This is a genomic window from Planktosalinus sp. (assembly GCF_059864935.1).
In genome coordinates this window covers 1-14,325 of sequence record NZ_JCBCCK010000379.1, presented here as the reverse complement: position 1 = coordinate 14,325, position 14,325 = coordinate 1, and the positions used below count along the sequence as shown (strand labels likewise).

General features: G+C 40.4%; 8 protein-coding genes, 1 tRNA gene and 1 pseudogene. 8 read left to right on the top strand and 2 right to left on the bottom strand.

All coding sequences use genetic code 11. The annotated features are described in order from the left end of the window. Nucleotides 1-322 precede the first annotated feature (322 nt). Nucleotides 323-395, top strand: a tRNA-Gln gene (locus tag AC6F75_RS11950). A gap of 58 nt (nucleotides 396-453) precedes the next feature. Here AC6F75_RS11950 and AC6F75_RS11945 read toward each other — a convergent pair. Continuing rightward, nucleotides 454-1,281 carry a universal stress protein gene (locus AC6F75_RS11945; protein WP_500715249.1) on the bottom strand — a complete coding sequence of 276 codons (828 nt, stop codon included), beginning with the start codon at nucleotides 1,279-1,281 and terminating at the stop codon, nucleotides 454-456. Nucleotides 1,282-1,442: 161 nt separating this feature from the next. Here AC6F75_RS11945 and rimP point away from each other — a divergent pair, with 161 nt between their 5' ends. The 4 genes from rimP to AC6F75_RS11925 all read left to right on the top strand — a co-directional run bounded on the left by rimP (nucleotide 1,443) and on the right by AC6F75_RS11925 (nucleotide 8,591). Then, nucleotides 1,443-1,910 (top strand): ribosome assembly cofactor RimP, encoded by a 468-nt coding sequence (gene rimP, locus AC6F75_RS11940; protein WP_500715248.1) that lies wholly within the window; start codon nucleotides 1,443-1,445, stop codon nucleotides 1,908-1,910. A gap of 7 nt (nucleotides 1,911-1,917) precedes the next feature. Continuing rightward, entirely contained in the window at nucleotides 1,918-3,153 is a 1,236-nt protein-coding gene (gene nusA / locus AC6F75_RS11935) for a transcription termination factor NusA (protein WP_500715246.1), read from the top strand. Between the two features lie 44 nt (nucleotides 3,154-3,197). Then, nucleotides 3,198-5,900, top strand: coding sequence for a translation initiation factor IF-2 (infB, locus tag AC6F75_RS11930; protein ID WP_500715245.1), 2,703 nt, complete (start codon nucleotides 3,198-3,200; stop codon nucleotides 5,898-5,900). 204 nt (nucleotides 5,901-6,104) lie between these two features. Further along, entirely contained in the window at nucleotides 6,105-8,591 is a 2,487-nt protein-coding gene (locus tag AC6F75_RS11925) for a DUF5916 domain-containing protein (protein ID WP_500715244.1), read from the top strand. Nucleotides 8,592-8,600: 9 nt separating this feature from the next. Here AC6F75_RS11925 and AC6F75_RS11920 read toward each other — a convergent pair whose 3' ends face one another. Further along, nucleotides 8,601-8,957 carry an SPOR domain-containing protein gene (locus AC6F75_RS11920; RefSeq protein ID WP_500715243.1) on the bottom strand — a complete coding sequence of 119 codons (357 nt, stop codon included), beginning with the start codon at nucleotides 8,955-8,957 and terminating at the stop codon, nucleotides 8,601-8,603. 266 nt (nucleotides 8,958-9,223) lie between these two features. On the opposite strand from AC6F75_RS11920, the gene AC6F75_RS11915 reads away from it, so the two are divergent. The 3 genes and pseudogenes from AC6F75_RS11915 to AC6F75_RS11905 form a co-directional block, all read left to right on the top strand. Continuing rightward, nucleotides 9,224-10,558 carry a c-type cytochrome gene (locus AC6F75_RS11915; RefSeq protein WP_500715242.1) on the top strand — a complete coding sequence of 445 codons (1,335 nt, stop codon included), beginning with the start codon at nucleotides 9,224-9,226 and terminating at the stop codon, nucleotides 10,556-10,558. Nucleotides 10,559-10,593: 35 nt separating this feature from the next. After that, nucleotides 10,594-13,662 carry a TAT-variant-translocated molybdopterin oxidoreductase gene (locus tag AC6F75_RS11910; protein WP_500715240.1) on the top strand — a complete coding sequence of 1,023 codons (3,069 nt, stop codon included), beginning with the start codon at nucleotides 10,594-10,596 and terminating at the stop codon, nucleotides 13,660-13,662. 23 nt (nucleotides 13,663-13,685) lie between these two features. After that, a pseudogene (locus AC6F75_RS11905) lies at nucleotides 13,686-14,325 on the top strand (NrfD/PsrC family molybdoenzyme membrane anchor subunit); the annotation flags it as partial.

Genomic DNA, 14,325 nt, shown 5'->3' with positions numbered 1-14,325 from the left:
GGGGGGTGGCCCACTTCCAGGTTGGAGGAAGTTGTGATAAACTGGCCCGGGTCCCAGAAACTGGCTGTGGGTTCAACAGTGAGCCAGTAAGTTGTCAAAGCGATTAAAAACACACACCAGCCTGAAATTAAATTCCATTTTTTAAAGTCGAAGTCTTTCATCCAAAGGGGGTTTAAAGGGGCGAATTTACGTATAAAAATCTTATTTTGCCCATTGTATTCATTAACACCTTTTTGGACTTTTTATTTTTTGGGAGCAATTTTTTTATAAATAGTTTGTAGAACATAAACTTTGTTATAAATTTGCAACCGCTAAAAAGCACTGGCTCATGGTGTAACTGGCAACACGTCTGGTTTTGGTCCAGAAGAGTCTAGGTTCGAGCCCTAGTGAGCCAACAAAAAAAGCCGATTGGAATTTTCTAATCGGCTTTTTGTTTTTTGAAAAACTTTGAAATTAAATCTTAAAAGTAATCACAGGTCTTCTGGCGTGGTTGACCAAATCTTCACTCACGCTGCCGTTGAAAAAATGGGAAAGCCCCTTTCTGCCGTGGGTGGCCATACCAATCAGGTCGGCATTGATGTGTTGAGCAAAATTAAGAATTCCCCTCTCAACAGAGTTGTCATTGTAAACATTTAAGCTATAGTTGTTAATTTCTATTCCCTTCAGGAATTTTTCCATCACCTGATTAGCTTCTTCAGTGGTTAAAAAGTTAGTAGCTGTATTGATAAAAACCAAATGTATTTTTGCATTTATAGATTCAGCAAATTTTACTGCCTCCTTAAACGGTTTTTTACATTCTGAAGAAAAATCAGATGCAAACAAAAAGTTTTTTACTGCAAATTTTTTATGCTCATTTTTAATCACAAGTACCGGGGTATTTGAGGTTCTCACTACTTTTTCGGTATTGCTGCCAATAAACATTTCTTTGAAACCACTGGCGCCATGTGACCCCATAATGATGATGTCAACTTTGTTTTTAGTGGCCACTTCAGTAATGCCATCAAATGTATTTTGGAATAAAACAGTTTCATGAACGGTTATCCCTTTCAAATATTCAGAGCTTAAAACTTCTTTAAACCTTTTGTGGGCAAGCTTCATAAAAAACAATGATTCTGGCAGGCTACTGCTGGCAGTATTGGCTTGGTCAACCAAACTGAGAGGGAGTTCAAGCATGTGAAGTAAATAGATTTCACTTTTGTGTTTTTTGGCAAGCTGTGCAGCTACTTTAAGAGCGTTTTCAGCCTGCTTTGAAAAGTCTGTTGGAACAAGGATTTTTTTCATTGAATAGGTTAATTTGTGTGATATAAAATTTTAAGTTAAAGTACAAAAAAAAATCTACTTCCTTCCTTTTTTTTAAATGAGAATTAATTCATATATTTGCGCCATTGAAAAACAAGGTGTTAGGTGAGGGGACGGTAAGTCCCCTCTTTTTATAGAATTATATGTTGAAAGAAAAAGTTCAGGACCTTCTTGCAAAAGCACTCGAAGAAAACCAAAAGTTGTTTCTGATAGACCTTCAAATTGACTCAAACAACAGTATCAAGGTGATTATTGACGGTGATGAAGGCGTTACAGTAAGTGACTGTGTTTTTGTGAGCCGTGCCATAGAACACCATATTGACAGAGATACATTTGACTTCGCCCTTGAAGTGGCATCTGCAGGAGCTACATCGCCGTTGGTAATGCCCAGACAATATTTTAAAAATGTTGGAAAAACACTTGAGGTAAAAACCATCGATGGTCAAACAATAGAAGGTGAGCTCACCGAAGTTACAGACACGGGAATTCACTTAACCTGGAAAGCCAGAGAGCCCAAACCCGTTGGAAAAGGAAAAATAACAGTGGATAAATCGGCAACCATCGATTTTGATAACATAAAAGAGAGTAGAGTAAAAATAATATTTAACTAAAATTGATATGGAAAATATCGCATTAATTGAATCTTTTTCAGAGTTTAAGGACGATAAATTTATCGATAGGGTCACCCTTATGGCCATACTTGAAGACGTATTTAGGGCCACTTTGAAAAAGAAATTTGGAGACGATGATAATTTTGACATTATCATCAACCCTGATAAAGGGGATTTGGAAATTTGGAGAAACAGGGTGGTGGTGCCTGATGGTGAAGTTGAAAACCCAAATCATGAAATTTCCTTGAGCGATGCCAGAAAAATCGAACCCGATTTTGAAGTGGGTGAAGACGTGCCGGAAGAAGTCAAATTGGTTGACCTGGGAAGAAGGGCTATTCTTGCATTACGCCAAAACCTGATTTCAAAAATACACGAACACGACAACACCAATATCTACAAGCAGTTTAAAGACCTTGAAGGCGATATGTACACAGCAGAGGTGCACCACATTCGCCACAAAGCTGTAATTTTGCTTGATGACGAAGGAAATGAAATCATCCTTCCGAAAGAAAAGCAAATTCCATCAGACTTTTTTAGAAAAGGAGATAATGTAAGGGGAATTATTGAAAGTGTGGAGCTAAAAGGAAATAAGCCTACCATTATTATGTCAAGAACCAGTAACAAATTTCTTGAAAAATTGTTTGAGCAGGAAATTCCGGAAGTTTTTGACGGATTGATCACTGTTAAAAAAGTAGTGAGAATTCCCGGTGAAAAAGCTAAAGTTGCTGTTGATTCCTATGATGACAGAATTGACCCGGTGGGTGCCTGTGTAGGAATGAAAGGTTCAAGAATTCACGGAATTGTAAGAGAACTCGGTAATGAAAACATCGATGTCATCAACTATACAAGCAACAAAAATCTATTTATAACCCGCGCTTTAAGCCCGGCAAAAATAACTTCCATCAATATCAATGAGGAAACCAAACACGCTGAGGTAACTTTGAAGCTTGAAGAAGTTTCCAAAGCCATAGGGCGTGGAGGTCACAACATCAGGCTTGCAGGACAACTGACCGGTTATGAAATTGATGTCATCAGAGAAGGCGTTGAAGAAGAAGAAGATGTTGAATTGAGCGAGTTTTCAGATGAAATCGATGCATGGATTATTGAAGAATTTTCAAGAATAGGGCTTGATACCGCAAAACAAATACTTGAAAATGACATTGATGATTTAGTGAAAAGAACAGACCTTGAAGAAGAAACAATCAGAGAGGTAATCAATATATTAAAACAGGAATTTGAATAAACAAATAATTCTTATTCTAAGAAAAAAAACAAGGAATACACTTTATGGGTGAAGTAAACAAAATGAGGCTAAGCAAAGTATTACGCGAATTCAACATCTCGATGGATCGTGCCATGGATTATCTCAAAACCAAAGGTCACGAAATTGAGGCGCGTCCTACTACAAAGATTTCTGAAGAAATTTATCAGATTTTGTCTGAGGAATTTCAAACTGACAAATCCAAAAAAGTAGCCTCAAAAGAAGTTAGCGAAGAAATCAGGAAAGAAAAAGAAGAACTGCGTGTTGCTCGTGAGAAGGAGTTTGAAGAAAAGCAAAAGCAAACTGACGCCAAAGAGAAAGAAGTCATTAAAGCACAAACCAAGCTTGAAGGGCCAAAAACTGTTGGCAAGATTGATCTTGATTCTAAAAAGCCTGAGCCCAAAAAAGAAGAGCCTAAGGTTGAAGAAAAACCAAAACCTGAAGCAACTCAAGAAGTTGTAAAGGATGAGCCAAAAAAAGAAACAACTGTAGAAAAGGAGAAAGCTCAACTCAAGAAGGAAGTTGAAAAAGAAGAAAAGCCACCAGAGGAAACAAAGGTAGACCCTAAATTTCAAACCCAGTATAAAAAACTGGATGGTCCAAACTTTACCGGGCAAACCATAGACCTTGAGCAATTTAAGAAAGCCAAGAAAAAAACCGAAGCAGACAAGAAACCTGCTGCAGGGGCTTCCAAAGACAATCGCGGCAAGAGAAAAAGAATCAGTAAAGACCCGGTAAAGGGTGCTGCTTCTCAAGGTGGCCCGTCAAAGGGTAAGCCAAACGTAAAAGGCAAGGGAAGGCAGTCAACCATAAAAGAAGAGCCCAGCGAAGAGGATGTTCAAAAACAAATCAAAGAAACCCTTGAAAAACTTCAGGGCAAATCATCCAAAGGAAAAGCTGCAAAATACAGAAGGGACAAAAGGGATACACACCGTCAAAAAACAGAAGATGAACAAGCCAGCCAGGACGCACAAAGTAAAGTCCTGCAGGTAACAGAGTTTGTTACCGTAAATGAACTTTCCACATTGATGAATGTTCCGGTTACAAATATCATTTCGGCCTGTATGACCCTTGGATTAATGGTAACCATGAATCAAAGACTTGATGCCGAAACGTTATCAATTGTTGCAGATGAGTTTGGGTATGAACTTAAATTTGTAACAGCCGATTCAGAAGACACTGCTGTCCAGATTGAAGAAGATCCTGACACTCTTGAACCCAGAGCACCCATTGTTACAGTGATGGGGCACGTTGATCACGGTAAAACATCCCTGCTGGATCACATACGCCAGGAAAATGTAATCGCCGGTGAATCAGGTGGAATTACACAACACATCGGAGCCTATGCCGTTCAACTTGAAAACGGTCAAAAAATAACATTTCTTGATACACCGGGCCACGAGGCCTTTACCGCAATGCGTGCCAGGGGTGCAAAAGTAACTGACCTCGCTATCATAGTTGTGGCAGCAGATGATGATGTGATGCCGCAAACCAAAGAGGCCATCTCTCACGCTCAGGCAGCAGGGGTTCCCATAGTGTTTGCCATCAACAAAATTGACAGGCCGGAAGCAAATCCAGAAAAAATCAAAGAAAAACTAGCAGGAATGAACCTGCTTGTTGAAGACTGGGGTGGAAAAATCCAGTCACACGATATATCTGCAAAAACAGGGCAAGGCGTTAGCGAATTACTTGAAAAGGTATTGCTTGAAGCAGAATTACTTGAATTAACCGCAAACCCAAACAAACCGGCAGTGGGAACAGTTGTCGAAGCCTTTTTGGATAGAGGAAGAGGGTATGTATCTACAATACTTGTTCAATCAGGAACCTTGAAAATAGGCGACTATGTACTTGCCGGTCAGCACAGTGGAAAAGTAAAAGCCATGCACGATGAGCGTGGGCATAATATTAAAAATGCCGGTCCTGCATCACCGGTTTCCATACTTGGGCTTGACGGGGCACCGCAAGCCGGGGATAAATTCGCTGTCTATGAAGACGAAAGGGAAGCCAAGGCCATTGCAACCAAACGCACACAACTACAACGTGAGCAGTCCGTAAGAACACAACGTCATATTACGCTTGACGAAATTGGAAGACGTATTGCGCTTGGCGACTTTAAAGAGCTTAATATTATACTTAAGGCAGACGTTGACGGTTCAGTGGAGGCATTGACAGACTCTTTCCAGAAGCTGTCATCAGAAGAAATCCAAATCAATATCATCCACAGAGCAGTAGGGCCCATTACCGAAAGCGACGTGTTATTGGCTTCGGCGTCAGATGCGATTATTATTGGATTCAACGTCAGACCGATGGGTAACGCGCGTCAAATTGCCGATAAGGAAGAAATAGACATCAGGTTGTATTCCATCATCTATGACGCTATCAACGATCTGAAAGACGCGATGGAAGGTATGCTCTCACCTGTATTTAGGGAAGAAATTACCGGAACGGCAGAAGTCAGGGAGACTTTCAAAATTTCTAAAATTGGAACCATCGCTGGTTGTATGGTAACTAGCGGAAAAATCCTGAGAAATGCCGGTATCAGATTGATTCGTGAAGGTGTAGTGATCCACACAGGCACACTCGCTTCTTTAAAGCGATTTAAAGATGATGTAAAAGAGGTAGCCAAAGGATATGACTGTGGTATTCAAATCAATAATTACAATGACCTTGTTGAAGGGGATATTATTGAAGGGTTCCAGGAAGTGGAGGTCAAGAAGAAGTTGAAATAAAATGCTATAGTTTTTAGAATAAAAATGCTGTTCATTATTTGAGCAGCATTTTTCTTAACGCACAGTACCTAACTAATTTATTGATTTTCTGACAAAAAATGCAACACTTTTAATTTTTTCACATTTGCTTTTCCAAACCAATTTACCTGTAAACTGTAACAATGGGGCCTCTATGGCGTCTTTACTTTAAGATAATTATTTTGAATGAGAGTTTTACAATCAATCTTATTTTTTGTGTTTTTATTCTGTTTGGGTTTTACTGCTTTTGCCCAAACAAACGATACCATCCAAAGAAAAACAATCACAATATCAAAAATCACTGAGGCACCACGTATTGACGGAATACTTGATGACGAAGCTTGGAGGAATGCTACAGTTGCAGATGGTTTTATCGAAAGGCAACCCGTAAACGGCCGGTCAATTCCCGATAGTTTAAAAACAGAAGTTAAAATTATTTATGACGATTTGGGCATTTACTTTGGAGCAACCATGTATGACCCCAAGCCGGATTTAATCCCCAGGGAATTAACCGAGCGTGACCAGATTGGCAATCAGGATTTCTTTTTTATTTTACTCAACGGTTATAATGACCGTCAACAAAGTTTGCAGTTTATTGTTACCTCGGCCGGAGTGCAATATGATGCAAAAATGACAAATGAGGGTGAGGATAATTCCTGGAATGCGGTGTGGTACAGTGCCGTTAAAATAAATGATGACAGCTGGGTAGCAGAGATTTTTATTCCCTATTCTGAACTGCGGTTTCCCGATAAGGATGTTCAGGTATGGGGTTTGAACATGGAAAGGGAATTCAGAAGGGAACGCACCCGATACAGTTGGAGTCACGTGGACAATACCAAGGGCAGTTATTCAATTTATGATGGCGAAATTTACGGAATTGAAAACATCAAAACACCTGTGAGACTCTCACTTCAACCTTATCTTTCAACCTATGTCAATAGTTATGACGGGCAATCTGAAGTCGTGTTCAATGGCGGTATGGACCTAAAATATGGCATCAACGATGCTTTCACCCTGGATATGGTTTTAATCCCCGATTTTGGTCAAACAAAATTTGATGAAACAGTTTTAAACCTTTCTGCCTTTGAGGTGCAATATGCAGAACAAAGACCCTTTTTTACAGAAGGAACTGAACTGTTTTCTAAAGGAGGTTTGTTTTACTCCAGAAGGGTGGGAGGTTCACCCACCGGTTTTCCGGTTTTGGAAGAAAATGAAGAAATAAAAACATATCCTTCAAGAATTGACTTGTTGAATGCAACTAAGATTTCAGGGCGTACATCCGGAGGTTTGGGAATCGGGTTTTTTAATGCCATTACTAAAAATACTTATGCCACCGTTGAAAATATGGAAACTCAAGAAACCAGGCGCGAAATTGTAGAGCCTCTGGCTAATTATAATGTGCTTGTGCTTGATCAGCGGTTTGGTCAAAACAATTCAGTTTCACTTGTCAATACCAATGTATTAAGAGAAGGTAACTTTAGGGATGCAAATGCCACAGCTTTATTGCTCGATCTCACAAACAAAAGCAATACCTTTCGTTATTATTCTTACCTAAAAAGCAGTTGGGTAATGACCGATAGCACAAAACATGGTGCCTCAGGACGGATACAAGCATCAAACATCAGCGGCAAACACCGCTACACTACTTCTGTAAACTTTAGGACAAAAGACTATGATATCAATGATTTGGGGTTTTCAGCAAATACCAATTTTATCAATTATTACGGGTATTATGGATACAGGCTACTGCAACCCAAAGGGGCATTTAACAATATTAACCTGAATTTTAATTTGAACTTCAACAGAAGGCTGGAGCCCGATTTGTATCACAGTTATAACTTTAATTTCAATTCAAATTTTACAACAAAAGACTTTTTTGCATTTGGTGGAGGATTTGAAACCACACCTTTTGGCATCAATGATATTTACGAGCCCCGTACAGAAGGCAGGCATGTGAAACAACCTGCATATTACAATCCCTGGATTTGGATTTCGACAGATTACAGAAAAAGATTTGCCCTTGATTTAAATCTTGAAATTGTCAGTTTTGATGAAAAAAACCGTGACATCAAAAGTATTGGTTTTTCACCCAGGTTTCGGTTTTCAGATAAGTGGAAAGCCAATGCAAGTGCCAGGGTTTCCTATTCTTCAAATGAACAGGGATTTGTGGGCAGACAGGATGAGGATATTCTTTTTGGGCAAAGAAACCGAAATACAATTATAACCTCGCTGGAGTCGCAGTATATATTTAATAATAAAATGGCTGCAAGCCTTTCTTTCAGGCATTATTTTTCTGAAGTGGATTACCATCAGTTTTACACACTTGAAAACAATGGGGACCTCACTTCAAACCCCTCCTATGAGAATCCCCATGACACAACATTTAACAGCTGGAACATAGACCTGCGCTATACCTGGTGGTTTGCGCCGGGAAGTCAACTTACCTTTTTGTATAGAAATTCCATTGACAGTTTTTTAAGGGAGTCAGGACTTGGTTTTTCAGATAATTTTGACAATCTATTTGATCAACCACAACTGCACAGTTTTTCAATAAGGATAACTTATTTTCTGGATTACAACAGGATGAAAACCTGGTTTCAGAAAACCCCCCGGGAAAACCGTGTTGGGAGTTTGCTTCCACATAAAATGAATTTTGGAACGGAACAGTTTTAGATATCCGGATTAATTTCTTCGCTCAGGCCTTAAAACAAATGCGTTTGGAAAGGATTTTTGAATTTCAAGCAGTGCCCGGTCTGCCTCAAGACGGGTCAGAAAGTTGCCCACCCAAACTTTGTAATTTGGTGTTTCATATTCTATGGTAGCTGACCAACTTGAAAGCGAGCGGCTGTACTCTCTAATGGTGTTATTGGCTTCTTTGAGCTCGCCGTTGTACAATTGAATAGTAAAACCATCGGTAAGCTTGTTCTCCTTAGACAATTTTGTTTTTAACCTGACCAGTTCAGTAACTTTTTCATCCTCCAGTATGTTAACCACACCATGTTGAGCCTGAATACTATCAAACTGAAATAGAACGAACATAACACAAAAAAGTCTCAACATATTCACCGGAAGGATTATTGTAAATTATTTTTCTCTGCAAAACTAAAATATTATAACTTAAAATGAGCTTAAAATATTATTTAGAATTAATATAAATTATTAGTTAACGTTTAGTTTCAATTCCTAAAATGGACTTAAAATATTACTTTTGTCCAGTTATTTTGAGGGAGGTATGCCTAACTTATTTTTTATGAGCAGTTAAGGTTTTTTCCTTCCAATTTTTACACGATAATACATTACAAAGTATGAAAAAGGTGAAACACCCAAATTTGTTGTTTAAATTATCTTCCTTTTTGTTAACGCTGCTGCTGTTAACTTTTTCAAACACCCTTATCGCTCAGGATGACCCTCAAGATGAATCTCAGGGAGAAGTTGTTGAGGCTGTTGTCGAACTTGGTGGTGACCCGGTTGCGGGGCGTCAGCTGTTCAATAGTAATTGTGCTGCCTGTCACCAGCTTGACCGAAGAGGTGTTGGGCCGGCTTTAAGAGGCATGTCTGAGAGATATGAAAAAGAATGGCTGTACAAATGGATAAGAAACAGCCAGGCACTAGTGCAAGCCGGAGACCCCACTGCTGTAGCACTTTTTAATGAATGGAACCAGTCTGTCATGCAGGCTTTTCCTCAGCTTTCAGATGATGATTTAGATAATATAATCGCTTATACCAGCCAGCCTAAAGCTGAAGTTGCAGCCACACCTCCGGGACCAGGTGGCAAAAATGGCAGACAGGATTCAGGCATTTCAAACAACCTTGTGCTTGGAATCCTTGTGGTGGTTTTGTTGTTGCTTGTAATTATGTTGTTGTTGGTCAACAAGGTGTTGAAGAAAATCGCTACAGCAAACAAAGTAGTTTATCCTGAAAAAGAAAAATCTACCCCGCTATGGAAGGCATTTATCCAAAATCAATTCCTTGTATTGGTAGCAGTTGTCCTCCTGATGCTTGGAGGAGCTTATTATGCTTTTGGGTTCTTTATGCAAGTGGGTATCGATCAGGGTTATGCACCCATTCAGCCCATCCATTTTTCACATAAAATTCACGCAGGCGACAACCAAATAGATTGTAACTACTGCCACTCTTCAGCAAGAAAAAGCAAGACTTCAGGAATACCATCCCTAAATGTGTGTATGAGTTGTCATGAAAACATTTATGAATACAATGGAGATGTTGATTTGGCAATGGGTTATACCAAAGAATTCTATGATGCCGAAATTCAAAAACTTTACGATGCCGTGGGTTGGGATGCTGAAGATAGAACTTACTCCGGTGAAGAACAACCCGTAAAATGGGTGCGCATCCACAACCTGCCTGACTTGGCTTATTTCAACCATTCACAGCACGTTACTGTAGCAGGAATTGATTGCCAAACCTGTCACGGTCCTGTTGAAGAAATGGAAATCCTCTATCAGTATTCGCCATTGACCATGGGCTGGTGTATCGATTGTCACCGCACAACAACGGTAGATTTGAAAAGCAATGAATATTATGAAAAAATCCACGCTGAACTTTCTAAAAAGTATGGCGTAGAAAAATTAACCGCTGCCCAGATGGGAGCACTTGAATGTGGTAAATGCCACTATTAAAATTTTAATCAAAAAGATAAATACCAATCCTAAATATGGCTTCAAGCAAGAAATACTGGAAAAGTGTTGAAGAGCTAAACGAAAACAGTTCGATTGTTGAGACGCTGAGACAGAACGAGTTTGTTCAGGAAATACCCACAGATGAGTTTCTTGGAGACAAAGAAACCCTGGAGGCATCTTCCACCACTCGTCGTGACTTCCTGAAATATGTCGGCTTTACCACTGCTGCTGCTACTATGGCTGCCTGTGAAGGGCCTGTCATCAAATCCATTCCTTATGTGGTGCATCCAGATGAGATTGTACCGGGAATGGCCAATTACTATGCAACAACTATTGCAGACGGATTTGACTTTGCATCCATTTTGGTGAAAACCAGAGAGGGAAGGCCCATTAAAATAGAAAACAATACGTTGGCTCCCGCTAAAGGTGGTGCAAACGCAAGGGTTCAAGGTTCTGTATTGTCTCTTTATGATAAATTCAGATTGCAGGGACCGCTTATTGATGGTGAATCTGTAGATTGGGATTACTTCAATCCGCTAATTGGAACCAGATTGGATAATCTTTCAGCTACAGGTAGTGAGGTGGTATTGTTGACACAAACTTTTGCAAGTCCGTCAACATCAAAACTGATTAAAGAGCTTACTTCAAAATATTCAAATATTCGCCACGTGATTTACGATACGGTTTCATCTTCAGAAGCATTGGATGCTTTCCAGATGAAATATGGTGAAAGAGGCCTTGCAGATTATGATTTCGCTAAAGCGGAAGTCATAGTTTCAGTAGGGGCAGACTTTTTAGGTGATTGGCAGGGTGGCGGATATGATGCCGGTTATGCCAAAGGTCGTGTGCCAAAAGACGGTAAAATGTCACGTCACATACAGTTTGAATCACTAATGACATTATCAGGCGCAAATGCCGACAAGCGTGTACCTGTAACCCCGGCCCAACAAAAAGAAGTGATGAAAGCACTTGCCGGAAAAAGCGCCAACCTTCCTGACAATGTGAAGGAAGCTGTTGACAATGCAAAAAGACAACTACAAAGAGCCGGCTCAAAAGCTGTGGTTGTATGTGGACTGATGGATGTTGATGCACAAACAATGGCCTTTGAAATCAACGAAAGTATGGGCAGCGAGGTTATGGACACCGCTCAACCCCGACTCATCAGACAAGGAAATACTCAGGAAGTACTCAATACTATACAGGGTGTAAAATCAGGTGCAATCAAAGGATTGATTACAGTGGGTGTTGACCCGTTGTATTCATTCCCCGATGCTGATGGTTTTGCAGAGGCTTATCAAAATCTTGAATTCACTTTGGCTTTTGCAATGCGTCAAGACGCAACAGCATCACAGGCTCAGTTTGTTGCTGCAATGCCACATTATCTGGAATCATGGGGCGATGTTCAAATCAAAAAAGGACATTTTGCACTTTCGCAACCCACTATAAGACCATTGTTCAACACTAAGCAATTTCAGGACTGTGTGCTTGCTTGGCTGGGTGAAGAAAAATCATATTACGAATACATCAGGGAGTCTGTAACTCCTATGCTAAGCGGAAAAACCTGGAGTGAAGCCCTTCATGACGGGGTGTATGAAAGCGCTGCAACTGTAGCTATTGAAGGAAATAGCTCAACTGCAACTATGGAAGCTTCTTCTTCTGAAGGTGCAATGTTGGGTAATTCTGATTCTGAAGGTAACTATGACCTTATTTTCTATACCAAAGCCGGTATGGGTGATGGCCAGAATGCCAACAACCCCTGGCTTCAGGAATTTCCTGACCCTTTAACCAGAACTACATGGGATAACTACATGACCATTTCAGCTGCTGATGCAGAGGAATTGGACCTTGTAAACAAGCATGTAGCAACAGGAGCACTTAACGGAAGTTATGTCAACATCACTGCCAATGGCATTACCCTTGAAAAGGTACCCGTGCTTATTCAACCGGGTCAGGCCAGAGGCACTGTAGGTTTGGCATTGGGTTATGGTAAAACACACAACATTCAAAAAGAAATGCAGGTGGGTGTAAATGCCTATGCGCTGTATAATAATTTTAAAGGTGTTCAGCGTGTGTCGCTTGAAAAAGCTTCCGGTGAACACGAATTTGCCTGTGTGCAGTTGCACAACACCATGATGGGTAGGGGAGACATCATCAGGGAAACTACTCTTGAAGTCTTTAATACTGCTGATCAAAAAGAGTGGAATGCAATTCCAAATGTATCACTTAACCATATCGATACTCCGGTGGATTCACCTGAAGTGGACCTTTGGCAAAACTTTGACCGTTCAATCGGGCATCATTTCAAATTGTCAATTGACCTGAACGCTTGTACCGGTTGTGGTGCCTGTGTGGTTGCTTGTCACGCTGAAAACAACGTTCCGGTTGTAGGTAAAACAGAGGTGAGAAGAAGCCGTGATATGCACTGGTTGCGAATTGACAGATACTATTCTTCTGAAGAAACAATCAATTCAGATGTAGACAAGAAAAATGCAATCTCCGGGCTTGGAGAGTCATTGTCACAATTTGGTGAACTTGAAAACCCCGCTGAAAACCCACAGGTTGCATTCCAACCTGTAATGTGTCAGCACTGTAACCACGCTCCCTGTGAAACCGTATGTCCTGTGGCAGCAACTTCACACGGTCGTCAGGGTCAAAACCAAATGGCTTACAACCGTTGTGTGGGTACCAGATACTGTGCAAACAACTGTCCTTACAAAGTACGTCGTTTCAACTGGTTCCTGTACAATCAGAACGATGAGTTTGACTACCACATGAACAACGACCTTGGAAGAATGGTTGTCAATCCTGACGTTACTGTTCGTTCAAGAGGGGTAATGGAAAAGTGCTCAATGTGTATTCAAAAAACACAAATGACCATTTTAGAAGCCAAAAAAGATGGAAGAGCAATTAAGGACGGCGAATTCCAAACGGCTTGTTCGTCAGCCTGTGATAAAGGTGCTATGGTGTTTGGAGATGTGAATGATGAAGAATCACTAATTGCAGAAAAATATAACGATAAAAGAAGATACCACCTGATTGAATATTTGGGAACAAAACCCAACGTGATGTATCAGGTGAAAGTTAGAAACACAGAAGAAGTATAATTAAGAAATATTTATAAAAGGATATGTCTCATTACGAAGCACCTATTAGAAGGCCATTAGTTTTAGGAGAAAAAACCTATCACGATGTTACAGTCGATGTGGCAAAGCCGGTTGAAGGCAGAGCTAATAAATCCTGGTGGATAGTATTTTCTATCGCATTAGTCGCATTCCTTTGGGGAGTGGGCTGTATCGTCTATACCATATCTACCGGTATTGGTGTATGGGGTCTGAACAAGACCGTGGGCTGGGCTTGGGATATTACAAACTTTGTTTGGTGGGTAGGTATTGGTCACGCCGGAACACTGATTTCAGCGGTACTCTTGCTTTTCCGTCAAAAATGGAGAATGGCTATCAACCGCTCAGCTGAGGCAATGACTATTTTCTCAGTGATGCAGGCCGGATTGTTTCCTTTAATTCACATGGGTCGTCCCTGGTTGGCATATTGGGTTGTACCCATTCCAAACCAGTTCGGTTCGCTTTGGGTAAACTTCAACTCACCTTTGCTTTGGGACGTTTTTGCGATTTCAACTTATCTTTCGGTGTCACTTGTTTTCTGGTGGACAGGTTTGCTTCCTGATTTTGCAATGATTAGAGACCGGGCAATAACGCCTTTTACCAAAAGAATTTACAGCATTGTTTCATTTGGCTGGAGCGGACGCGCCA

Excerpts from the sequence above, each read along its gene's own strand:
- AC6F75_RS11945 (WP_500715249.1), bottom strand. The coding sequence starts at position 1,281 with ATGAAAAAAATCCTTGTTCCAACAGACTTTTCAAAGCAGGCTGAAAAC.
- rimP (WP_500715248.1), top strand. The coding sequence starts at position 1,443 with ATGTTGAAAGAAAAAGTTCAGGACCTTCTTGCAAAAGCACTCGAAGAA.
- nusA (WP_500715246.1), top strand. The coding sequence starts at position 1,918 with ATGGAAAATATCGCATTAATTGAATCTTTTTCAGAGTTTAAGGACGAT.
- infB (WP_500715245.1), top strand. The coding sequence starts at position 3,198 with ATGGGTGAAGTAAACAAAATGAGGCTAAGCAAAGTATTACGCGAATTC.
- AC6F75_RS11925 (WP_500715244.1), top strand. The coding sequence starts at position 6,105 with ATGAGAGTTTTACAATCAATCTTATTTTTTGTGTTTTTATTCTGTTTG.
- AC6F75_RS11920 (WP_500715243.1), bottom strand. The coding sequence starts at position 8,957 with ATGTTCGTTCTATTTCAGTTTGATAGTATTCAGGCTCAACATGGTGTG.
- AC6F75_RS11915 (WP_500715242.1), top strand. The coding sequence starts at position 9,224 with ATGAAAAAGGTGAAACACCCAAATTTGTTGTTTAAATTATCTTCCTTT.
- AC6F75_RS11910 (WP_500715240.1), top strand. The coding sequence starts at position 10,594 with ATGGCTTCAAGCAAGAAATACTGGAAAAGTGTTGAAGAGCTAAACGAA.